The organism is Micromonospora sp. NPDC023869 (assembly GCF_055559695.1).
Window position 1 is genome coordinate 270,444 of sequence record NZ_JBVHKD010000002.1, and the last position, 22,167, is coordinate 292,610.

Consider the following 22,167-nt stretch of genomic DNA (forward strand, 5'->3'; position numbering starts at 1 on the left):
ATCGATCAGCTCATCCGGCCCATGGCGTCACGGAGACGACCCAGGTCGCGACGGCGGCGTTCGTAGGTGGCCGCGAGCCCGATCAGCGCCAACCCGGCGACGGCCAGGAAGACCCACCGGGGCAGCAGGTCCCAGCTGCGTCCCGCCTCGTGCAGGGCGAGCCGGGCGAGGGTCAACCCACCGAGCACCACCGGCGCCTGCCAGCGGCGGACCGCCCCGAGCAGGGTGACGGCCAGCGCGGCGACACCGAGCAGCAGACGGCGCCACGGCTGGTCGTCTGCGTCGACCAGCAGGGCGGCCAGGCTGGGCAGCAGCAGGGCGACCAGGCCCGGGCCGAGGGCGAGCCAACTCCGCAACCTCGGCCGGGTACGCATCGCCACCGCACCGAACACGAGCGCCAGCACCGCCGCCGGCACCGTGTACGCCTCCACCACCGTCACCTCGCCGGAGCGCAGCAGCAGCCAGACGGCGAACAGTTCGCTGCCGCCGGCCACGGCGGCGAAGACCCACCGTCGTCCGGTCGACTCGCCCCGGCGCAGCAGCCGCACACCGACCGCGACTCCCCAGAGCACGCAGATCGTCGCGGCGTGGCGGCCGGCGCCGATGGTGAGCAGCACCGCGACCAGCGCGACCGCCTGCGCGGTGACGTCCAGCACCGATCGGACCGCAGACAGGGCGGCGGCCAGCGCGAGGACCAGCACCGCGACACCGAGCACCGCGAACCCCGCCACCCGCAGCGGAAGCCCGGCGGCCAGCGGGGCGGTGATCGCGAGGCCGGTCGCCGACGCGACCGCGACCAGCCAGCCGACCAGGCGCACCGCGACGGCCCGGGCGGCCATCCCGACCACCGTCGCCGCCACCACCAGCAGGCCGAGACCGGCAAGCGTGCCGGCCCGGACCGCCTGGAGGTTGAGCAGACCGGCGCCGGTCAGCACCAGACCGACGGGCAGACCGGCACCGAGGAACGCGCCGGACCGGCCGCGCAGCGCGGTGACCACCAACAGGGCCACGCCGCCCAGCAGCGCCGTCGCCGGCACCAGCGGCCAGGGCGCGGCGGCGGCCACCAGCAGCACCTGCCCGGCGGCGGCCACGAACGGCAGCAGCACCGCGACCAGCCGGCCCCGACCGGCGCGGTCCGCCGGCCAGGTGGCCAGAGCCGCCGCCACGGCCAGCACGGTCAGCGCCACGCCGACCGGCAACGCGCCCGGGGCGGCCACCGTCGACGGCACGCCGGACCACGGCACGGGCGGCGGACCGTACGGGGTGACCAGCGCGACCACCGTCACCGGGATCGCCGCCAGCACCGCCACCACGGCCAGCCCCACCCCGGCCACCAGTGCCGGGATCGGCGGGCGGGAGCGGACCACGGAGACCGCGAGCAGCAACGCCGCGACCGCCGCGTACACCGTCAGGCGCTCGTCGGCCGGGACCGTCAGCGGCGCGAGGCCGGTCAGCACGGCCGCCACGGCGAGGCCCGCCGAGGCGTACGGGTGCAGGTCCGGCCAGAGTCGACGGACGAGAAGCAGCGCGACCACCGGCAGCACGAGAGCGGCCAGGGCCGCCCGTGCCTGCCACCACGGCGACGCGCCGGCACCGATCAGCGCGATCGCCGCGCCGGCCGGCACCACCAGCACCGCCAGGGCGGCACCGACCCCGCCGACGATCCGCTGCACCGCACCCCCGCGCCGACCCAGTACGGCCACACCGACGCCGACGAGCACGATCACCGCGCAGGCCGCGCCGGCTCCGGCCGGTGCGGCCAGCCCCACCAGCAGACCGTGCCCGAGCAACGCGACACCGGTAAGTGCCGCAGTGGCCGACACCGGGCCCCGCATCGCTGGCCGGACCACCGCGGCGAGCACCAGCGCCGCCCCCACCGGCAGGTCGAGCAGGACCAGCGCCGGCCACGGCGCGGCCCAGGCGAGTGGTACGGCCAGCGCGGCCAGGCCGATGCCGACCGCCGCGACCGCCGGACGGGCCGCCCGGGGCAGCAGCCACCCCACCGCCACCGCGACCAGGGCGACCGCCACGGTGAGCTGCCAGCCCCCGTCGAAGGTCTCTCCCGACGCGGCCCCCCGCCACGCCGGCACCGACCTGCCCACCGCGATCAGGGCCATCACCAGGGTCGTCAGCGTGACCAGCAACCCGACCCCGCCGACCACCAGCATCGTGCCCGCCCGAGGACCGGGCCGCCAGGACACCGGCAGCAGCCGCACCGCACCGACCAGCGCCACCGCGACCAGACCCGCCGCCAGCAGCCACACCGACGGTTGCACCTCGGAGGCGGGCCGGAGCACCGCGGCGGCCAGTGCCGGCACCAGGAACGCGCCGGCCAGCGCCCGCGCGGTCGACCCACCGGTCAGCAGCGCCGCCCCGAGCAGGGTGAGCGCCACCAGCAGCATCGGCCCGCCGGCCAGCACCGTGCTGCCGCCGGCCTCGCCGACCAGCAGCGACGCCAGGGCACACCCGGCGGCGAGCAGCAGCGCCACCGCGTACCCGATCCAGGCCGCCATCTCACCGGCGAACCGCAGCCCCGGAGTCGTCGTGGCCCCCTCGCCCGCGACGACCCTCCGACGCCGCAGTGCGACGATCACGGCCAGGTCCATCAGTGCCACCCCGACGCCGGCCAACGCCCACCCGGCCGGTCCCGGCCGGGCCTCGGCGGCCAGCAGCGGCACCACCGGCTGCGCGGTGAGCAGCGCCGCGAACCACGGCACGGTCAGCCGGCTGGCCAGGGCGTACCCGGCGGCCACCCCGGTCGCGACCAGCACGACCAGTCCCGCGTACCGGCTGCTCGGCCAGCCGGAGACACCGAACAGGTCCACCGTCCAGGCGGCGTACCCGTCGAGCACCACCAGCAGCAGGCCGACGGCGGCGAACGTCTCGGCGGTGCTGTACAACCGACGCCAGCGGGCGACGAACGGCACGGTGAGCATCAGCGCGGTGATCGCCAGCAGGATCAACGCCCGGCCGGGCACCCCGACCGACGCCCAGGCAACGGCGGTGAACACCGTCGCCGCAGTGCCGAGCAGCAGGCCACCGAGGATGAAGAGCAGGTTCTGCACCGTCTTGGTGGAGGTCTCCGCCCCGCCCGGCCCGGTGGCGTTCGCGGCCGGCAGCGCCGCAACCGGCGTCCACCCGGCCCCGGGCACCGGCCCGCCGGGCGCCTGGCCCGCTGGGATCGGGCCGCCGGGGACCGCGCCAGCAGGAATCGGCCCGCTGGGCACCGGCCCGCTGGGGATCGGCGCCCGGGGTGCGATCCACGGAGCCGACGCGGTCGGGGCCGCCGCACCGACCGGTACGCTCGGCCGACCCGCCACCGGACCCGCGGGGAACTCGGCGCGTACGGCGGCGGCCAGCTCGGCCCGACGCCGACGGACCGCCGACAGCCGGCCGGTCAACCCCTCGAACGCCTGACGGGCCCGTTGCACCTCGCCGCCGAGCACGACGATCTCCCGGTCGAGCCGGATCACCTCGGCGGCGGCGGCGTGCGGCGGGCGACCGCAACCGGTGCAGCCGGAGCTGAGAGTCGCCGGTGCGCCGCAGGCCGGGCAGGGGTAGCCGTTGTCCACGAGGTCATCCTTTACGGGCGACCCCTACCTGCACCAGAGTGCGCGTACTCAGGCTCGGGTGTGCTCGAACACCCAGGTCGCGTACGCCGGGTCGCCGCAGTCCACCCGGCTGACCAGGATCTCCGGCACCTCGTACGGATGGCTGGTGCGGATCTGCTCCACCAGCGCGTCGACCCGGTCCGTCGCGGTCTTGAACTGCACCGACCACTCGGTGCTCGTCTCCACCCCGGAACGCCACCAGTAGGTGCTCTCCACCTGGCCGCCCACCTGGGCACAGGCCGCCAGCCGACCGGCCACCGCGGCGGCGGCCAGCAGATCGGCGACCGACCGCGCGTCCACCACCGTCGTCACCACGCTGATCTGGTCCATCCCGGCACCCTACGCGGCGTCGTCGCGATTGGCCGCGATCCACTCGTCTATCCGACTCCACCAGTCGTACAGCCAGTCGATGCGTTCCTGCCGGCCGGCCGGGATCTCCTCCGGCGGCACCGACCAGAACCGCATCACCAGCCGCTTGTCCATCGGCAGCTCGCGCCACACGTCGGCGACGGTGAGCATCCGGTCCAGCCCGGTGTGCGCCACGAAGATCACTCCGGCGTCCGGGGCCGCGTCCAGCGCCGCCAGCAGTCCGCCGGGCTGCGGGGCGAGCACGTGCCGCATCGCCTCGGCCTTGGCCGCCATCCGCTCGTGCCCCCGGTCCCGCAGCCGGGCGATGGCGCGCAGTCGCCGCTTCGGGGTGAAGTTGCCGCCCTCGGGGAAGATCACGAAGGCGTCGTCGTCGTCCAGGTCGACGGCGAGGTGCCCGATCTGCTCGGTGAGCGAGCCCCGGCCCTCGCGCCCGGGCGCGATGAACCGGCTCGGCAGCCGGTTGAGCAGCACGTCGATCGCCGGGTCCCACTGGAGGGTGTCCTTGAGGACGATGCGCGGCTCCCGCTGGAACCAGTTCACCAGCGCGTGGATCAGGATGAACGAGTCACCCGGACCGGCGTGCCGGCAGACCACCAGCTCGGGGCGGCCGGGCAGCGCGGTGTCCGGGTCGGTGCCGACGACGTCGATGGTCAGGCGCAGCGTCCACTTCGCCTGCCAGAACAGCACCCGCAGGAACCAGCCCGCCAGCACGTAGTGGGCGCGCTGGAAGGCCGGAGAGCCGACCCGCCAGCCGAAACCGGAGGCCATCCAGAGCCCGAAGAGGCAGAGCAGCGCCGCCGCGTCCCAGACGAGGTAGCAGAAGCCGATCCAGAGCACCCGCAGCGGACGCAGCCGCCCCGGCACGAAGGGGGACACGGCCAGAGCCAGCAGGGCCCACACCGGCACGGTGGTCACCAGCAGGAACACCAGCAGCACCACGCCCGGCGCCAGCAGCAGGCGGCGGACCCACCGGTGCGGTAGCGGCATCAACGCTCCAGATTCGCCAGGTAGTGCCGGGAGGCCGAGTAGGCGCGGCTGATCCGCCGCCCCACCGCCGCCATGTCCCGGTACGCCCACGGGGTGTCGTCGCGCGGTTCCAGTCCACCGGTCGGCAGCACGTGCACCTCCACCCCGTCGGGCAGGGCGGCCATCTCCCGGGCGAACCGGTGCCGACGGGCGATCTCGAAGGCCACCTGGGCGATCTCCCAGGGCCGCCGGGGCGGTGCCAGCGCCCGTTCGATCCGTCCCACCTGGAGGACGAAGATGCGGCCCGCGCCGGCCACCACCGCCTCGCCGATCGGGATCGAGTTGACGATGCCCCCGTCGACGTAGTGCTGGTCGCCGATCCGGGCCGGCGGCAGCAGACCCGGCACCGACGCGGAGGCGAGGACGGCGGGCACCACCGCCCCGCTGACGAACCAGTGCTCGGCGGCCCGCTCGATGTTGGCGGCGCAGCAGCGGAACGGGACCTGGAGGTCGGCGAAGGTGGTCTCCGCACCCAGCTCGCTCTCCAGCAGCTTGCGCAGTGGCCGGGGCGAGTGCAGGTGGGTACGCGCCGCGAAGCGCCGCAGTTGCCGGGCCACCGAGTCGCCGTACACCTCGCTGGCCTCGGGGGACGCCCAGAGGCGTACCAGTCGGTCGGTCACCGCCTCGGTCGGGTCGGCGGCCACGAGTGCGCCGTTGACCGCCCCGATGGAGGTGCCGAGGACCATGTCCGGACGGATCCCGGCGCGGAACAGGGCACGCAGCATGCCCACCTCGACCGCGCCGAGGACGCCACCGCCCCCGAGCACGAACGCCACCGGTCCCCGAGCCATGCCGTTCATCCTGGCACGTCCGTGCCGTACCCCGTTCACCCCGGCACGGCCGGCACCCCGGCTACGCACCGTGTCCGATCCGGTACGGGCAGCCCGATAGACCGTTGACAGGGCGGCAACATTCGCGCAACCTGATACCGCTCCCACCTATGAGGGCAGGTGCGATCCGTGAAGCCAGCACTGCAGCCCGGCCGGTTGCTGGCCACCCGTTACCGGCTGATCGACCAGATCGGTGCCGGTGGCATGTCGGTGATCTGGCGGTCCCACGACGAGGTGCTCGACCGCGTGGTCGCGCTCAAGGTGCTCGCCCCGTCACTGGCGGCGGACGCCCGGTTCCGCGACATGGTGCGCGAGGAGGCCCGGGCCGCCGCCGCGCTGGTGCACCCGCACGTGACGTCGGTGCACGACTACGGCGAGACCGTGTCGCCGGATGGCTCCATCACGTCGTTCGTGGTGATGGAGCTGCTCACCGGCGAGGAGCTGGAGTTCCGGCTCACCGAGGGGCCGCTGCCGTGGCCCGAGGCGGTGGAGATCGGCGCGCAGGTCGCCGACGCGCTCGCCGCCGCGCACCGGCTCGGCATCGTGCACCGGGACGTCACCACCGCCAACGTGATGATGACGCACGTCGGCGCGAAGGTGCTGGACTTCGGCATCGCCACCCGCATCGGCGCCCCCGACGACGACGAGGACGGCGCCACCTTCGGCACCCCGGCCTACGTGGCCCCGGAACGACTCGACGGCGCGCCGACCCAACCCGCCACCGACGTCTACTCGCTCGGCGTGCTGCTCCACGAGATGCTGACCGGTCGGGTGCCGTACCCGGCGGACACCTGGGACGAGCTCAGCCTCGCGCTGGCCGACGGGGCACCGCCCACCCTGGACGGTGTGCCGGGGCTGCCCCCGATGGTGGCTCAGGTCTGCCTGCGCTGTCTGTCCCGCGAACCGGCCGACCGGCCCACCGCCCGCCAGGTGGCCACCGTGCTGCGCGACCAGATGCTCCCGGCCGACCCACAGGCCACCACCATGCTCGCCCCCACCGTCACGCTTCCCGCGCTGACCCAGGCCCGGGCCACCGCCGCCGTCGTCGGTCCGGCCCACCACACCATCGCCGGGCCGGTCGTTCCCGGCACCGGCGGAGCGGCCGGGGCCCCGACGACGGCCACGGCGGCCGGGGAACACGCACCGGGTGGCCCCCAGCCGGGAACGCGGTCCCCCGGCGACGACGCCCCGACCGAACGTCACCGACGGCTGTTGCGACCGGCGGTCCTGGTGCCGGCAGCGATCCTGGTGCTCGGGGCGGCGCTGCTGGTCCCGGCGCTGCTGCCGGAGGGCGACGAGCCGCCCGCCGCGCTGCCCACCCCACAGCCGAGCGCGTCGGCCGGGCCGACCGGGCCGGACGACACCCCCAGCGAGCAACCACCCGTGGCACCGCCGATCACCTCTGCCGCACCGCCACCGACCAGCGCCGCGCCCACCCGACCGAGCCGACCGGACACCCTGGTCGAGGCCGCGAATCGGCTCGACCGGGTGATCGGCGCCGGTCTCGCCGACGGCGGCATCCGCGACGACGTCGCCCTCGACCTGCGCAACGAACTACGCAACCTCACCCGGGCCGTGACCGAGGGCAACGGCGAACTGGGGCCCGAGGTGGCCCGGCTCCGCGAGAAGGTGGCCACCCGGCTCCGCGAGGAGGGACTGAGCCCGGCGTACGCCCGGCAACTCGACGCGGCGATCACCGCGCTCGGTGCCGCGCAGGTCTAGAGCGTGCGGGTCCAGGCCATGCGGGACTAGGCCGGGGTGACCCGAGCCGGCTCGCGCATCGCGGTGCGCGGCGTGGCCGCCGCCAGGAACCGGCGGTACACCTCTTCGTAGCCGGCTGCCATCCGCTCCACCGAGAAGGTCTGGGCCACGTGCGCCACGCAGTCCGCCGGGTCCAGCCGAGGCGCCTCGCGCAGCGCCGCCGGCAACTCCTCCGGACGCTCGCAGATCAACCCGGTCACCCCGGGCCGGACCAGCTCCGGCACCGCGCCCCGGCGCAACGCCACCACCGGCGTGCCGGTGGCCATCGCCTCCAGCATCACGATGCCGAAGGGCTCCTCCCACTGGATCGGCATGATCAGGCAGGACGCCTCGACCAGCAACCTCAACGCGGCCTCCCGGTCGGCGTCGCGCACCACCGTGACGTCCGGGCCGAGTAGCGGCTGGACCACCTCGTCGAAGTAGCGCTGCTCGGCCGGCTCGCTGCACTTACCGGCCAGCACCAACGGCAGGCCGGCCTCCCGGCAGGCGCGGATGGCCAGGTCCGGTCCCTTGTCCGGGCTGAACCGGGCGAGCCACAGCACCGGCCCGTCACCGGGCGACGTCTTTCGCGGGAACCCGCCGACCTCCATCGCGTTGTGCACCGTGCCGACCCAGGGCAGTCGCGGGTTCAGCCGCCGCTGGGCGTGGGAGATGGCGACCAGGCCGACGCCCTGGTCGGTGTCGCTGAGCACGGTGCCGTACTCGCCCACCGGGTTGCCGTGCACGGTCGCCACGGTGGGCACCGCGCGGCGACCGGCGACCAGCGGACCGATCGTGGTGTGGTCGTGCACGACGTCGAAGTCGGCCGCGCTGACCAGATGGTTCACCCGGGCCAGGTGGGCCAGTTCGGGCAGCGACTCGCCGAGCCGGTCGTACTGCAACTCGTCGAGGGTGGCGAGGAAGTCGCCCGCGGTGCCGTTCTCCGCGCCCGCGCCCATCAGGGTCACCGCATGCCCCCGGTCGACCAGGGCGTCCACCAGGCCCGCCACCACCTGCTCCAACCCGCCGTACCCGGGCGGAGGCACGGACAGCCAGGGTGGCACCACCATCGCGATCCGTAGTCGGCGTTCCCAGGGAACCTTGTCGGCCACGAGCCCTCCCCGTCCGTCTCCGCTGGCCCCGGTCCCCGGTACGGCGGGCGGGGATCGAAGCGGTTTCCCGGTGCCGCCGCCGGCAAACGGGACACCACATCGCGGCTCAGCCGCCCACGAGCAGTTCGTCGCGTACCACCGACACTCCCTCGGTCGACCAGGCCATCCGTTCCGCCTGATCGCGTTCCCACCAGGACCGCACCACCCCGGTCAGGGTCACCGTGTCGCCGCTGACCTGCACGGTCACCCGTTCCGTGCCGATACCGCGCAGCAGGGCACGTTGCACGTCGCGGCGTACCCGGTCGGAGTCGGGCGGGGTGGCGGCCCGCACCTCGACCAGGTTGGTCAGCCCGCGTACGCCCCGCAGCCGGCGCAACTCCCGCTCGGCGGTACGCCGTTGCCACCCGAACTCCACCTCGCCGCGCAGCATCAGCCAACCGGCGGCGACGGTGACGTCCAGCCGTTCGGCCGGCACGAAGCTGTTCCACTCCAACGCCCGGGCGGCCGCGATCGCCAGTTCGCCGTCGGTGATCCCGTCCGGCCCGGCGGGGTGCACCTCAATCTCGTCGGCGACGGCACGTACGCCGCGTACCCGTCGGGCCGCGCCGACCGCGGCCCACCGGTGGGCCGCGCCGTCCACCGCACCGGTCAGCGTCACCACCCCGTCGTGCACGGTCACCCCGAGGTCGGTCCCGCGTACCCGTGGGTCCCAGTCGAGTTCGTCGAGTACGTCCCGTTGGACCCGGTCGTCGGTCCGGGCCGCCGCTGCCGTGGTCATGGCTCCCCCCATCCGCCTGACCTGTCTCCCGCATCGCCGAGACTGCCCGCGCACCGGGTGAGCAGGGGTCACCCCATGCGGGTGAACCGTCCCGAGCCGCAAAAGAGGGGCGGCGGGTGCCGCGACCAACCCCCTTGGCCGCGCCACCCGCCGCCCCGGAGGGAGGAAGCAGGTCCTTGCGTCAGGACGCCTCGGCGAGCGTCACGGATGCCGTCGCCTCGGTGCCGTTGCGTACGTAGGTCACCTCGACCTGGTCACCGACCTTGCCGGCCTGCACGGCCGCGACCAGGTCGGTGGAGTCGTTGATCGGCTTGTCGCCGAACCGGATGATCACGTCGCCCTGTTGCAGACCGGCGCGCTCGGCGGCACCGCCCGGCAGTAGGGAACCGACCATCGCGCCGCCGTCGGGCGAAGCGTTCACGCTCACCCCGAGCGACGGGTGGCTGATCTTCTCGCCGCGTCGCAGCTTGTCCGTGACGTCCTTGGCCTTGTTGCTGGGGATCGCGAAGCCCACGCCGATGTTGCCGCTGGAGCCCTGCCCGGCGGTGGCGATGGCGGTGTTGATGCCGATCACCTCGCCCCGGGTGTTGACCAGCGCGCCGCCGGAGTTGCCGGGGTTGATCGGCGCATCGGTCTGCAACAGCCCGGAGATCGAGCTGGCCGACTGGCCGGGCTGGCCGCTGCCGGCCTGGATGGTGCGGTCCCGGGCGCTGAGGATGCCGGCCGTCACCGAGCCCTGGAGGCCGAGCGGGCTGCCCAGCGCGAGCACCGTGTCGCCGACCTGCATGGCGTCGCTGTCGCCGAACTTGGCGGCCTGGAGGTCGGTGACCCCGTTCGCCTTCAGCACCGCCAGGTCGGTCTTCGGGTCGGTGCCGACAATCTCGGCCCGCGCCGTGGTGCCGTTGGCGAAGATCACCCGAACGTTGTCGCCCCCGTTGGCGATCACGTGGTTGTTGGTCAGGACGAACCCGTCCGCGCTGAGCACCACGCCGGAACCCTCACCGCTGCCGGTGCTGATCGACACCACGCTGTCCTGCACGGACGCGGCGATCCGCGGCAGGTCGGCGCCGTCGATCACCGGCGCGGCGGAGAAGGTACGGGTCACGCCCCCGCCGCCGTTGAGCGCCAGCGCGAGCGTCCCGCCGGCCACCCCGCTGCCGAGCATCAACGCGAACACCGCCACACCGGCACCGATGAACTTGGCGACCCGGCCCGGCTTGGATCCCCGGGGCGGGGTCGGTCCCCACGGCGCGGGCTGGCCCGGGTAGCCGCCGGGCGTTCCCGGCTGACCCGGCTGACCCGGGTAGCCCGGGTGCCCGGAGGAACCGCTCTGGGTGCCGCCGCTCCAGCTCGACTGGTTCGGATACCAGGACGCGCCGGAGTATCCGGCACCGGACTGGCCGTAGCCGGCCTGACTGCCGTACCCGGACTGGCCGGACTGGCCGCCGTAACCCGACTGGCCCGACTGGCCGGACTGGCTGCCGTATGCGGACTGCCCGCCGTGTCCGGACTGGCCGCCGTAACCGGACTGCGCGGCGTAGCCGGACGGGGCGCCGTAGCCGGGCTGGGCGGAGACCGGCTGGCCGGGCTGGTGCGGTTGCCCGCTCGACGGCGACCAGGTGGGTCGACCGGAGGCCGGCGGAGCCGAGCCTGCGGTGGGCAGGCCGGTCATCGTGGGCTCGTTGTCCTGCGCACCGGTGCCCGGCGCGTCGACCGCCCGGACCGGGACGGTCGGCGCCTCGGCGGTCCGGTCGGCGCCGCCGCCGGACGCCGGGAGGGAGGGGGAGTCGGTCCGCGCGTACTCGGCGCGGGACAGCTCGGGATGCGACGGCTCGGCGTCGGTCGGTGCCGGCCGGCGCGGGTCGGACTCGTACTCGCTCATGCCTCTACCTTTACCCATCGCACTGCGATCCGCCTTAGCCGGGCCTGAGCATTCGCTGAAAATCATTCATCGTCGATGTCCGTGGCGGGGGCCAGCGGCAGCCGGACCCGGAAGGTGGCGCCCCCGCCCGGCGTGTCGGTCACCTCCACGCTGCCCTGGTGCACCGACACCAGAGCAGCGACGATGGCCAGCCCGAGACCGGTGCCGGTGTACGTTCCGGTACGCCGGGTCCGCGAGGCGTCCGCTCGGTAGAAGCGTTCGAAGACCCGTTCCGCCTGCTCGCCGGTGAGTCCCGGCCCGGTGTCGGAGACCTCGATCACCGCCAGGTCGCCTGGCTCGGCACGCAGGCGCAGCGTCACCGACGCCTCCGGCGGGGTGTGCCGCACCGCGTTCGTCATCAGGTTGCCGATCACCTGCCGTAGTCGGGCGTCGTCGCCGCGCACCACGAGCGGCCCGGAACCCGGCTCGATCTCCAGCTCGATCCGCCGGTCCGGCGCGGTCGCCCGGGCCGCCTCCAACGCGTCCGTGGCCAGCACCGGCAGTTCGACCGGGGCGAGCGACAACGGCCGCTCCTGGTCCAGCCGGGCCAACAGCAGCAGATCCTCCACCAGCAGGCCCATCCGGGACGCCTCGTCCTCGATCCGGCGCAGCAGGTCCGAGGTCTGCTCGGGAGCCCGGGCCGCACCCTGCCGGTACAGCTCGGCGAAGCCCCGGATCGTGGTCAGCGGGGTCCGCAGCTCGTGCGAGGCGTCCGCGACGAACTGCCGCATCCGCTCCTCCGACCGGCGGGACCGCGCCTCGGAGGCACGGGCCGCCTCCGCCGCCTCCCGCGCGGCGGACTCGGCGGAACGGGCCGCGAACTCGGACGCCGCACGGGCGGTGAAGGCCATCTCGATCTGGCTGAGCATCGCGTTCAACGCGCGGGACAGCCGACCCAGCTCCGAGGTGGGACAGGGTTGCCCGTACTCGGGGTCGGGCACCCGGCGGCTGAGGTCGCCACCGGCGATCGCGGCGGCGGTACGTTCGATCTCCACCAACGGTTTGAGGCTGGTCCGGACGATGGCCGCGCCGATCGAGGCGAGCAGGATCAGCACCGCCCCACCGACCAGCAGGTCGATCAGGATCAGCCGCTTGACCGCCATCTCGACGTCGGTGAGGTGCTGCCCGATCACCGCCCACTGCCCGTTCGGCAGCTCGGTGTAGAGCATCCGCCAGCGCACCTCGCTGCCCCGGGCACGGGTGGTGAACGGCTCTCCGGCCAGCCGCTCGAACCCGGCGGCGTCGTTGGGCCAGGCCGGTACGTCGGCGGAGTCGAACCGCCGGGTGTCGAACCCCACCCCCTCCACGAGGCCGGTGTTGCGGTTGGTGAAGACCACCAGGTAGTCGGTCGGGATGCCGACCGTGCCCTGCTGCGCGATGACGGCGGTCTCGATGGTGAGGGCGGCACCTCGCAGCTCGGCGTCCACCTGGTCCACCAGATAGCTGCGGAGGAAGATCGTGGTCAGCGAGGCGATCACCAGCAGCGCGGCGGCGACCAGCGCGAGTACGGCCGCGACGAGCTTGACCCGCAGCGATACCGAGCGGAGTCGGGTCTTGCCTTGCTGTACCGGGTTCACGCCGCCGGCTTGCGGAGCACGTACCCGACCCCCCGCAGGGTGTGGATGAGCCGGGGCTCGGTGGTGTCGACCTTGCGCCGCAGGTAGGAGATGTAGGACTCGACGATGTTGTCGTCGCCCCGGAAGTCGTAGTTCCAGACGTGGTCGAGGATCTGCGCCTTGGACAGCACCCGGTTGGCGTTGAGCATCAGGTAGCGCAGCAGCTTGAACTCGGTCGGCGAGAGCTGGACCCGCTGACCGGCCCTGTACACCTCGTGGGTCTCCTCGTCCAGCTCCAGGTCGGCGAAGGTGAGGCGGGCGGGCGCCTGCTCGCCGGTGCTGGTGCGGCGCAGCACCGCCCGGATCCGGGCGGTCAGCTCCTCCAGGCTGAACGGCTTGGTGACGTAGTCGTCGCCACCGAGGGTCAGTCCCCGGATCTTGTCGTCGGTGGCGTCCCGGGCGGTGAGGAAGACCACCGGCGTACGGGTGCCGCCCTCGCGCATCATCCGGATCACCTCGAAGCCGTCCAGGTCCGGCAGCATCACGTCGAGCACCACGAGGTCGGGCCGGTGGTCCCGGGCCGCGCTGAGCGCCGCGCTGCCACTGGTGGCGGTGGCCACGTCGAAACCCGCGAACCGCAGGCTCGCGGAGAGCAGTTCGAGGATGTTGGGATCGTCCTCGACGACGAGTAGTCGGGCCTCGGTCTGGGTAGCCGCCATGCCGCCCATCATCCGTGCAGTCGCTGCGCCCATGCTGGGCGGTCACTGAAAAAACCCTGTGAGCAGGCGGCTCAGGCGGCCAGCGGCAACTCGGGTCCGGACGTACCGGTGGGCGGCGGCCCGACCACGTACCGCGGTGGTGTCCGGACCGGCCGCACCGGCACCGGCGCGGCGGGCGGCGCAGCCGCCGACGACGGCACGAGATGCACCGCCGATTCGGCGACCCGCGCGAGCGCCCGACGGTCGGCGGACGGGGCCGGGTAGAGCGGCGCGGCGATCTCCACGGTGACGGTCAGCTCCCGCAGGGCGAGCACCCGGCACATCGACCGCAGCAGGCTCTCCTCGCCGAGGAAGGCCGGTGCCGTGGTGGGCGTACCGGTGGCACCGAGCCGGTAACCGATCCGCAGCGGCACCACGGGTGCCCCGGCGTCGATGGCGGCCTGGAACATCGCCGGCCGGAAGCCGGTGCGGGGACGGCAGTCGGCACCTGTACCGCACCAGGTGGTGCCCTCCGGGAAGACCGCGACGGAGCGGCCCGCCCGCAGCGTCGCCGCCACCCGGTCCACGGTGGCCGGTAGGCGGCGCGGGCGGGTGCGGTCCACGAAGACCGTGCCCGCCGCGCGGGCCAGCAGGCCCACCAGCGGCCAACGGCCGACCTCACGCTTGGCCACCAGCCGGGCCGGCGCGACCGCCAGCAGCGCCGGGACGTCCCACCAGGAGACGTGGTTGGCGACCAGCAGGACCCGCCGCCGGGGCAACCGCCCGCGCACCCGCAGACGTACCCCGCAGGCCCGGGCCGTCGCCCGCGCCCAGACGCGGGTCAACGCCGACCACTCGCGGACGGGCAGCAGCGGCAGCAGCACGGCCACCCCGACACCGAGCCCGAGCATGCCGAGCAGGGCGAGGGCCCGGAGCAGCCGTCGGGCCACCGGGACGGTGGGAGTCTCGTCGGCGCGGGGCAGGCAGTCCGGGCCGCAGGCGGAACCGGGCCGCCATAGCGGGTGGGCGAGCACGGTCACGGTCGACCACCGAGGAAGTGCCGCAGGTAGCGGGGGTTCATCCGGTTCAGGTCGAGCAGCACGTAGTAGTCGGCCACCCCGAAGTCCGGGTCGTACGCCGGCTCACCGCAGACCCAGGCGCCGAGCCGCAGGTATCCGCGTAGCAACGGCGGGATCAGCCCGGCCGTGCCCTCCACCGGCGTGCGCGGCACGCCCGGCTCGGCGAACCACGGCCGCAGCGGGCGGACCCGCAGCGGCGGCGGCGCCAGGTGGCGGGCCTGGACCTGGGCCCACACCGCGGCGGCGGCCAGGCCACCGTCGACCACCGGCACCGAGGCACAGCCGCCGAGCCAGCGCAGGCCGCGCAGGTGCAGGTAGCGGGCGATGCCCGCCCACATCAGGTTGATCACCGCGCCGGTGCGGTGGTCCGGGTGTACGCAGGACCGACCCGCCTCGACCAGGTGCCCGTCCAGCGGGTCGAGCGGGGCCAGGTCGAACTCCCCCGCCGCGTAGCGACGGTCCGTCCGGTCCGGCGGCAGGAGACGGTACGTGCCGACCACCGCCCCGGTGTGCTCCTGGCGCACCAGCAGGTGGTCGCAGTACGGGTCGAGGGTGTCCGTGTCCAGGCCGGACGCGTTCGGCGCGACGGTCGCGCCCAGCTCACCGGCGAACACCTCGTGACGCAGGCGTTGCGCGGCCTCGACCTGGCGGGGTCCGTCGGCGATCGAGAGGGTGTAGCCGCTGGTCGTCAGAGGTACGCCCGCGGCGGGCAGAACAGCCATGCCCTCTGTGTAGCCCCCGGTGGGTTGCCGGCTCCGGTGGCGACCGGTGTCGATCCGGTGAACGCCGGTGGGCGACCGGTGACCGACCCGCCGCCCGGTCCGGCCCGGGAATCGTGCGAGGCTGCCGGGGTGTGTGCCCGGCGACGGGGCCGGGTGCGGCGGGAGGAGTCCGATGATCATCGAGGCGCGCTACAACGGGCCGCCCGGCTCCGGCAACGGTGGGTGGAGTGCCGGCGTGTTCGCCTCGGCGTACGGCGGGTCCGGTCCGGTGGAGGTGACTCTGCGTCGACCACCGCCGCTGGACACGCCGCTGACGTTGACCGAGGGCCGGGTGCACGACCCGGCCGGCGAGGTGGTCGCGCAGCTGCGTCCCGCCGAGCCCTTCGACGTCGTGGCGTCGGCGGTTGACCCGGCCGCCGCCCGGTCCGCCTCGACGGCGTACCCGGGTCTGGTCGACCACCCGTTCCCCGGCTGTTTCGTCTGCGGCCCGGAGCGCGCCGACGGCCTGCGGATCTTCCCCGGGCCGCTGCCGGGCGGCCGGACGGCCGCGCCGTGGCGGGTGCCGGAGCAGGTGGGCGTGTCCACGGTCTGGGCGGCGCTGGACTGCCCGGGCGGCTGGACGGTGCTCGGCGCGGACCGGCCGTATCTGCTTGGGCGGATCGCCGCGCGGGTCGAGGCACTGCCCGAGCCGGGCACCGAGTGCGTGGTGACCGGTGTGGTGATCATCACCGAAGGGCGCAAGGCGCTGGTGCACACCGGCCTGTACACCGCAGACGGTGATCTGCTGGCCCATGCCCGGGCCACCTGGATCGGGGTGTAGGACGACCGTCGATCGGGTCGTACCTGGGGATGAGGCAGCTCATGCCTGGGACGGATCACGATCTCCGGAACGCGCCCGATTGATTTGCTTGACCACTACCGTCACGCTGTGCAACGGCGCACCCCGGCGCCACGGGAGGAGAATGATGTCCGACGGGCAGTCACGCCCCACCAACGACGCGCAGATCGTGGTCTCCGGTCTGACCAAGCAGTACCGCAACATGCTGGCGGTGAACAATCTGTCGTTCACGATCGAGCCGGGCCGGGTCACCGGCTTCCTCGGTCCGAACGGCGCCGGCAAGACCACCACGCTGCGGATGCTGCTGAACCTGGTCACCCCGAGCGCCGGCACCGCCACCATCGGTGGCCGCCGGTATCCGGACCTGGTCGACCCGCTGCGGCACGTCGGCGCGGTACTGGAGGCGTCCAGCGCGCACAAGGGGCGTACCGGAATCAACCACCTGCGAGTGATCTGCGCGGCGGCCGGGTTGCCCCGGCAGCGGGCCGACGAGGCGCTCGCCATGGTCGGCCTGAGCCCGGCGGCGAAGCGCAAGTTCAAGGGTTACTCACTGGGCATGAAGCAGCGCCTCGGCATCGCCGCGGCGATGGTCGGCGACCCCCGGGTGCTCATCCTCGACGAGCCGGCCAACGGTCTGGACCCGGAGGGCATCCGCTGGATGCGCGGGTTCCTCAAGGGCCTGGCCGCCGAGGGCCGCACCGTGCTGGTCTCCAGTCACCTGCTGTCGGAGATGCAGTTGCTCGCCGACGACGTGGTGATCATCGCGGCCGGACAGCTCGTCCGGCAGGGACCGGTCGAGCAGGTGATCGGGTCGATGGAACAGGGGGCCCGGGTCCGGGTCCGCACCCCGCAGGCGGACGCGCTGACCGCGGCGCTGGCCGGTGGACCGGCGACCGTGCAGACCGACGAGCAGGGCGTGCTGCTGATCGGCGGGGTGGACGCCCCGACGGTGGGCCGGGCGGCGCTGACCGCCGGGGTCGAGCTGCACGAGCTGAGCACCGAACGCCCCGACCTGGAACGCGTGTTCCTGGAGCTGACGGCCGGAAAGGCGGGCATCCGATGAGCAACCTGGTCCGCGCCGAACTGCTCAAGATCCGCACCACCAGCACCTGGTGGTGGTTGGCCCTCGCGGCGTTCCTGTCGATCGCCATGGCCTTCCCGTTCAACGCCTGGCTGGCCAACGAGACGCTCAGCGGTGGCGGGGAGGAGTTCGGTTACACCGGCGACGCCGCCTCCGCGCCGGCCCAGGCGGCGAACATCTACACCTCGGGCCAGTACCTCGGCCTGATGTTCGTGATGCTGATCGGCATCCTGATGGTCACCAACGAGTTCTTCCACCAGACCGCGACCACCACGTTCCTGGCCACCCCGCGGCGGACCGCGGTGATCGTCAGCAAGCTCATCGCGGCCAGCCTGTTGGGCTTCGCGTTCTGGCTGGTGACCACCGTGATCGACCTCGTGGCCGGAGCCGCGTTCCTGACGCTCAACGACCACGGCACGATGCTCGGCGAGTGGGAGGTCCAGCGGGCCCTGCTGCTCAACCTGATGGCGTACGCCATCTGGACCGTGCTGGGCGTGGGCATCGGCACTCTGATCACCAACCAGCTCGGCGCGGTGATCACCGCCTCGGTGCTTTACCTAATTGGTACACAAGTTGTCGGTCTGCTGTTCCTCCTGCTGTCGAACCTGCTGGACAACATGGCCGTGATCAAGTGGCAGGTGATCTGGCCAGCGGCGGCCTCCCAAATCATGATCACCCCAGGTGAGAACGAGATGCTGCCCTCCTGGTGGGTCGGCGCGGTGGTGCTGATCGGCTACGCCGTGGCGAGCTGCGTGGTCGGCATCCTGATTACTCGGCGTCGCGACATCTCCTGATCTCGCAGGCACCGCAGCGACCGGGCCCGTGTCATAGCAGCTAGCAGGGCGACACGCTGGGCTTACGGAACTTCTGGCATCTTCTGTGAATCGGACCACGGGACGGAGGTGGAAATGCCTCGGCGATCAGTACGGCGTAGCCTTGGATCCGTCCTGTGTGCGCTCGTCCTGGCGCGGACGGACACCGCGTGACACACCAAACCCGCGTGAAAGAGGCGATTACCGGCCGTGTCGACCCAGCAGACTTCGCAGGAGAACCCACTGGCGGGTTTCGGCCCGAACGAGTGGATCGTCGAGGAGATGTACCAGCGCTACCTCGCCGATCCCAGCAGCGTCGACCCGGCCTGGCACGACTTCTTCGCCGACTACCGGCCCGGTGCGGGCAAGGCCCGCCCCGCCGACGGTGACGGCCAGGCCACCACCGAATCCGCCCCGAAGACCTCGGCCAAGGCCGAGCCGAGCGCCAAGGCCGCCCCCGCGACCAAGGCCGAGCCGGCGCCGGCCAAGTCCACGGCTCCGGCGAAGGCCAAGCCGGCCGCCAAGTCCGAACCGGCCACGGCGACCGCGACGAAGTCCGCCCCGCCCAAGTCGGCCCCGACCGCCACCGGGCCGCAGACCACGCCGCTGCGCGGCGTCGCCGCCCGGATCGTGCAGAACATGGACGCCTCGCTGGCCGTGCCGACCGCGACCAGCGTGCGTGCGGTCCCGGCCAAGCTGCTGGTGGACAACCGCATTGTGATCAACAACCACCTCGCCCGGGGGCGTGGCGGCAAGGTCAGCTTCACCCACCTGGTCGGCTACGCGCTGGTCCGGGCGATGGTCGCGCACCCGGAGATGAACAACTCCTTCGCCGAGGTCGACGGCAAGCCGGCGATGGTCCGCCCCGAGCACGTCAACCTGGGCATCGCCATCGACCTGGCCAAGCCCGACGGCAGCCGGACCTTGGTGGTGCCGTCCATCAAGGGCTGCGAGAAGATGGACTTCCGGCAGTTCTGGCAGGCGTACGAGGACGTCGTCCGGCGTGCCCGCCGCAACGAACTGACCATGGACGACTACTCCGGCACCACCATCTCGCTGACCAACCCCGGCGGCATCGGCACCGTGCACTCGATGCCGCGTCTGATGCAGGGCCAGAGCGCGATCATCGGCGTCGGCGCGATGGAGTACCCGGCGCCGTACCAGGGCATGAGCGAGGCCACCCTGGCCGAGCTGGCGGTCAGCAAGGTCATCACGCTGACCAGCACCTACGACCACCGGATCATCCAGGGCGCGCAGTCCGGCGAGTTCCTCAAGGTCATGCACGAGCTGCTGCTCGGCGAGCACGGCTACTACGACCAGATCTTCACCTCGCTGCGCATCCCGTACGAGCCGGTGCGCTGGATGCGCGACGTCGCGGTCGACAGCGAGGGGCAGATCAACAAGACCGCGCGGGTGCACGAGCTGATCCACTCCTACCGGGTCCGGGGCCACCTGATGGCCGACACCGACCCGCTGGAGTTCAAGATCCGCAAGCACCCCGACCTGGACGTCCTCCAGCACGGGCTGACCCTGTGGGACCTGGACCGCACCTTCCCGGTGAACGGCTTCAACGGTCGGCAGCGGATGCGGCTGCGGGAGATCCTCGGGGTGCTGCGCGACTCGTACTGCCGCCGGGTCGGCATCGAGTACATGCACATCCAGGACCCGGCCGAGCGCCGCTGGATCCAGGAGCGGGTCGAGCGCAAGTACGAGAAGCCGCCGGCCGACGAGCAGAAGCACGTGCTGAACCGGCTCAACGCCGCCGAGGCGTTCGAGACGTTCCTGCAGACCAAGTACGTCGGTCAGAAGCGCTTCTCGCTGGAGGGCGGCGAGTCGCTGATCCCGCTGCTCGGCGAGGTGCTGGAGGCGTCCGCCGAGAACGACCTGGACGAGGTCGTGATCGGCATGGCCCACCGGGGCCGCCTCAACGTGCTGGCCAACATCGTCGGCAAGCCGTACGAGAAGATCTTCTCGGAGTTCGAGGGGCACCTCGACCCGCGCTCCACCCAGGGTTCCGGTGACGTGAAATACCACCTGGGCCAGAACGGCAAGTTCACCACCCCTGACGGCGACCACTCGGTCAAGGTCTCGGTGGTGGCGAACCCGTCGCACCTGGAGGCGGTCGACCCGGTGCTGGAGGGCATCGTCCGCGCCAAGCAGGACCGCATCGACCTCAAGCTGGAGGGCTACACCGTGCTGCCGCTGGCGGTGCACGGCGACGCCGCCTTCGCCGGTCAGGGTGTGGTGGCCGAGACGCTCAACCTCTCCCAGCTGCGCGGCTACCGCACCGGCGGGACGGTGCACGTGGTGGTCAACAACCAGGTCGGCTTCACCACCGCCCCGGAGTACTCCCGGTCCAGCCTCTACAGCACCGACGTGGCCCGGATGATCCAGGCGCCGATCTTCCACGTCAACGGTGACGACCCCGAGGCCGTGGTCCGGGTCGCCCGGCTGGCCTTCGAGTACCGGCAGACGTTCAACAAGGACGTCGTGATCGACCTGGTCTGCTACCGGCGGCGCGGGCACAACGAGGGCGACGACCCCTCGATGTCCAACCCCCAGATGTACAAGATCATCGACTCGAAGCGCTCGGTCCGCAAGCTCTACACCGAGGAGCTGATCGGGCGGGGTGACATCACCGTGGAGGACGCCGAGGAGCTGCTGCGCGACTACCAGGCGCAGTTGGAGCGGGTCTTCAAGGCCACCCGCGACGCGGCCAGCACCCCACGTCAGGTCAGCCGCCCGGCCCGGCAGGACGAGCCGGAGCCGGAGGTGAAGACCGCGACCGACGCGTCGGTGGTCAAGGCCATCGGCGAGGCGCACGTCAACCTGCCGGACGGCTTCACCCCGCACAAGCGGATCCAGCAGTTGCTCGACCGGCGGTCGCGGATGTCCGTCGAGGGCAACATCGACTGGGGCTTCGGCGAGATCATCGCCTTCGGGGCACTGCTGCACGACGGGGTCACCGTCCGGCTCGCCGGACAGGACTCCCGACGCGGCACCTTCGTGCAGCGGCACGCGTCGATCGTCGACGCCGAGACCGGCGACGACTACCTCCCGTTGAAGTCGCTGACCGGCGACGGCGAGCGGTCCCGCCTCTTCGTGCACGACTCGCTGCTCTCCGAGTACGCCGCGATGGGCTTCGAGTACGGCTACTCGGTGGAGAACCTGAACGCGCTGGTCTGCTGGGAGGCCCAGTTCGGCGACTTCGTCAACGGCGCCCAGTCGGTGATCGACGAGTTCATCTCGTCCGGCGAGGTGAAGTGGGGCCAGCGCTCCGCGGTCACCCTGCTGCTGCCGCACGGCCACGAGGGACAGGGCCCGGACCACACCTCCGGCCGTCCCGAGCGGTTCCTCCAGCTCTGCGCCGAGGACAACATGCGGGTGGCCATCCCGACCACCCCGGCGAACTACTTCCACCTGCTGCGTCGCCAGGCGCTCTCGCCGAAGCGCAAGCCGCTCGTGGTGTTCACGCCGAAGTCCCTGCTGCGGCACAAGCTCTGTGTCTCCTCGGTCGAGGACTTCACCTCCGGCACCTTCTCGCCGGTCCTGGGCGACCAGGCCGCACCCGCCGCCGACCAGGTCAAGCGGGTGCTGCTCTGCTCGGGCAAGGTCTACTACGACCTGTTCCAGGCCCGGCAGGAGCGCGGCGTCACCGACACCGCGCTGATCCGGCTGGAGCAGCTCTACCCGATGCCGGTGGAGGAGATCCGCGCCGCGCTCGCCCAGTACCCGAACGCGGAGGACTTCGCCTGGGTGCAGGAGGAGCCGGCCAACCAGGGCTCCTGGTCGTTCGTCGCGCTCAACCTGCTGGAGCACCTCGACGGGGTCCGCCTGCGTCGCATCTCCCGCCCGGCCGCCGCCGCCCCGGCCGTCGGCTCGGCGAAGATGCACGAGGTGGAGCAGAACGCGCTCATCGAGGCGGCGCTGCCCCGCCCCTGACCGCACCGACCGCGAACACCGGGGCGGGCCATCGGAGACGGTGGCCCGCCCC

The 22,167-nt window shown here is 72.9% G+C and carries 16 protein-coding genes; 5 read left to right on the forward strand and 11 right to left on the reverse strand.

The features are described 5' to 3' along the window. Positions 1-5: 5 nt before the first annotated feature. Genes ACZ31C_RS06945 through ACZ31C_RS06960 form a run of 4 tightly spaced genes read right to left on the reverse strand, consistent with a single transcriptional unit; the run spans position 6 to position 5,797 of the window. Entirely contained in the window at positions 6-3,572 is a 3,567-nt protein-coding gene (locus ACZ31C_RS06945; RefSeq protein ID WP_465794541.1) for an SCO7613 C-terminal domain-containing membrane protein, read from the reverse strand. A gap of 48 nt (positions 3,573-3,620) precedes the next feature. Beyond that, on the reverse strand, positions 3,621-3,941 hold the full coding sequence (cutA, locus tag ACZ31C_RS06950) for a divalent-cation tolerance protein CutA (protein ID WP_396744477.1): 321 nt from the start codon (positions 3,939-3,941) through the stop codon (positions 3,621-3,623). A gap of 9 nt (positions 3,942-3,950) precedes the next feature. Beyond that, positions 3,951-4,967: a 1-acyl-sn-glycerol-3-phosphate acyltransferase gene (locus ACZ31C_RS06955; protein ID WP_465794542.1), complete on the reverse strand. Its 1,017-nt coding sequence runs from the start codon at positions 4,965-4,967 to the stop codon at positions 3,951-3,953. Next, positions 4,967-5,797 carry a patatin-like phospholipase family protein gene (locus ACZ31C_RS06960; protein ID WP_131057051.1) on the reverse strand — a complete coding sequence of 277 codons (831 nt, stop codon included), beginning with the start codon at positions 5,795-5,797 and terminating at the stop codon, positions 4,967-4,969. Before ACZ31C_RS06960 ends, ACZ31C_RS06955 begins: the two co-directional genes overlap by 1 nt. A 168-nt stretch (positions 5,798-5,965) precedes the next feature. On the opposite strand from ACZ31C_RS06960, the gene ACZ31C_RS06965 reads away from it, so the two are divergent. After that, on the forward strand, positions 5,966-7,558 hold the full coding sequence (locus tag ACZ31C_RS06965) for a serine/threonine-protein kinase (protein ID WP_465794543.1): 1,593 nt from the start codon (positions 5,966-5,968) through the stop codon (positions 7,556-7,558). A gap of 26 nt (positions 7,559-7,584) precedes the next feature. Here ACZ31C_RS06965 and ACZ31C_RS06970 read toward each other — a convergent pair whose 3' ends face one another. The 7 genes from ACZ31C_RS06970 to ACZ31C_RS07000 form a co-directional block, all read right to left on the reverse strand. Continuing rightward, positions 7,585-8,646: a glycosyltransferase family 4 protein gene (locus ACZ31C_RS06970; protein WP_465794998.1), complete on the reverse strand. Its 1,062-nt coding sequence runs from the start codon at positions 8,644-8,646 to the stop codon at positions 7,585-7,587. Between the two features lie 148 nt (positions 8,647-8,794). Further along, a complete protein-coding gene (locus ACZ31C_RS06975) occupies positions 8,795-9,466 on the reverse strand; it encodes a BON domain-containing protein (protein WP_465794544.1) in 672 nt (223 codons plus the stop codon). A 181-nt stretch (positions 9,467-9,647) separates the two neighbouring features. Continuing rightward, the gene (locus ACZ31C_RS06980) at positions 9,648-11,348 is read right to left on the reverse strand and encodes a S1C family serine protease (protein WP_465794545.1); all 1,701 of its coding nucleotides are present in this window, start codon (positions 11,346-11,348) and stop codon (positions 9,648-9,650) included. Positions 11,349-11,410: 62 nt separating this feature from the next. Beyond that, entirely contained in the window at positions 11,411-12,964 is a 1,554-nt protein-coding gene (locus ACZ31C_RS06985) for a HAMP domain-containing sensor histidine kinase (RefSeq protein WP_396744461.1), read from the reverse strand. Next, positions 12,961-13,662, reverse strand: a complete 702-nt coding sequence (locus tag ACZ31C_RS06990) for a response regulator transcription factor (protein WP_137780828.1) — start codon at positions 13,660-13,662, stop codon at positions 12,961-12,963. The genes ACZ31C_RS06985 and ACZ31C_RS06990 overlap by 4 nt, the downstream gene beginning before the upstream one ends. 71 nt (positions 13,663-13,733) lie before the next feature. Then, the gene (locus tag ACZ31C_RS06995) at positions 13,734-14,681 is read right to left on the reverse strand and encodes a lysophospholipid acyltransferase family protein (protein WP_465794546.1); all 948 of its coding nucleotides are present in this window, start codon (positions 14,679-14,681) and stop codon (positions 13,734-13,736) included. Next, positions 14,678-15,442 carry a GNAT family N-acetyltransferase gene (locus ACZ31C_RS07000; RefSeq protein ID WP_465794547.1) on the reverse strand — a complete coding sequence of 255 codons (765 nt, stop codon included), beginning with the start codon at positions 15,440-15,442 and terminating at the stop codon, positions 14,678-14,680. The genes ACZ31C_RS06995 and ACZ31C_RS07000 overlap by 4 nt, the downstream gene beginning before the upstream one ends. Positions 15,443-15,614: 172 nt before the next feature. On the opposite strand from ACZ31C_RS07000, the gene ACZ31C_RS07005 reads away from it, so the two are divergent. The 4 genes from ACZ31C_RS07005 to ACZ31C_RS07020 all read left to right on the forward strand — a co-directional run bounded on the left by ACZ31C_RS07005 (position 15,615) and on the right by ACZ31C_RS07020 (position 22,115). Further along, positions 15,615-16,262, forward strand: a complete 648-nt coding sequence (locus ACZ31C_RS07005) for a hypothetical protein (RefSeq protein WP_465794548.1) — start codon at positions 15,615-15,617, stop codon at positions 16,260-16,262. Between the two features lie 145 nt (positions 16,263-16,407). Continuing rightward, positions 16,408-17,343, forward strand: a complete 936-nt coding sequence (locus ACZ31C_RS07010) for an ABC transporter ATP-binding protein (protein ID WP_465794549.1) — start codon at positions 16,408-16,410, stop codon at positions 17,341-17,343. Then, complete coding sequence (locus tag ACZ31C_RS07015; RefSeq protein ID WP_465794550.1) at positions 17,340-18,155, forward strand: ABC transporter permease; 816 nt, start codon at positions 17,340-17,342, stop codon at positions 18,153-18,155. The genes ACZ31C_RS07010 and ACZ31C_RS07015 overlap by 4 nt, the downstream gene beginning before the upstream one ends. 228 nt (positions 18,156-18,383) lie before the next feature. Next, positions 18,384-22,115, forward strand: coding sequence for a multifunctional oxoglutarate decarboxylase/oxoglutarate dehydrogenase thiamine pyrophosphate-binding subunit/dihydrolipoyllysine-residue succinyltransferase subunit (locus ACZ31C_RS07020; protein ID WP_465794551.1), 3,732 nt, complete (start codon positions 18,384-18,386; stop codon positions 22,113-22,115). Positions 22,116-22,167: the final 52 nt, after the last annotated feature.

Coding starts and splice junctions, on each gene's coding strand:
- cutA (WP_396744477.1), bottom strand. CDS start 3,941: ATGGACCAGATCAGCGTGGTGACGACGGTGGTGGACGCGCGGTCGGTC.
- ACZ31C_RS06955 (WP_465794542.1), bottom strand. CDS start 4,967: ATGCCGCTACCGCACCGGTGGGTCCGCCGCCTGCTGCTGGCGCCGGGC.
- ACZ31C_RS06960 (WP_131057051.1), bottom strand. CDS start 5,797: ATGGCTCGGGGACCGGTGGCGTTCGTGCTCGGGGGCGGTGGCGTCCTC.
- ACZ31C_RS06970 (WP_465794998.1), bottom strand. CDS start 8,646: ATGGTGGTGCCACCCTGGCTGTCCGTGCCTCCGCCCGGGTACGGCGGG.
- ACZ31C_RS06975 (WP_465794544.1), bottom strand. CDS start 9,466: ATGACCACGGCAGCGGCGGCCCGGACCGACGACCGGGTCCAACGGGAC.
- ACZ31C_RS06980 (WP_465794545.1), bottom strand. CDS start 11,348: ATGAGCGAGTACGAGTCCGACCCGCGCCGGCCGGCACCGACCGACGCC.
- ACZ31C_RS06990 (WP_137780828.1), bottom strand. CDS start 13,662: ATGGCGGCTACCCAGACCGAGGCCCGACTACTCGTCGTCGAGGACGAT.
- ACZ31C_RS07000 (WP_465794547.1), bottom strand. CDS start 15,442: ATGGCTGTTCTGCCCGCCGCGGGCGTACCTCTGACGACCAGCGGCTAC.
- ACZ31C_RS07005 (WP_465794548.1), top strand. CDS start 15,615: ATGATCATCGAGGCGCGCTACAACGGGCCGCCCGGCTCCGGCAACGGT.
- ACZ31C_RS07010 (WP_465794549.1), top strand. CDS start 16,408: ATGTCCGACGGGCAGTCACGCCCCACCAACGACGCGCAGATCGTGGTC.
- ACZ31C_RS07015 (WP_465794550.1), top strand. CDS start 17,340: ATGAGCAACCTGGTCCGCGCCGAACTGCTCAAGATCCGCACCACCAGC.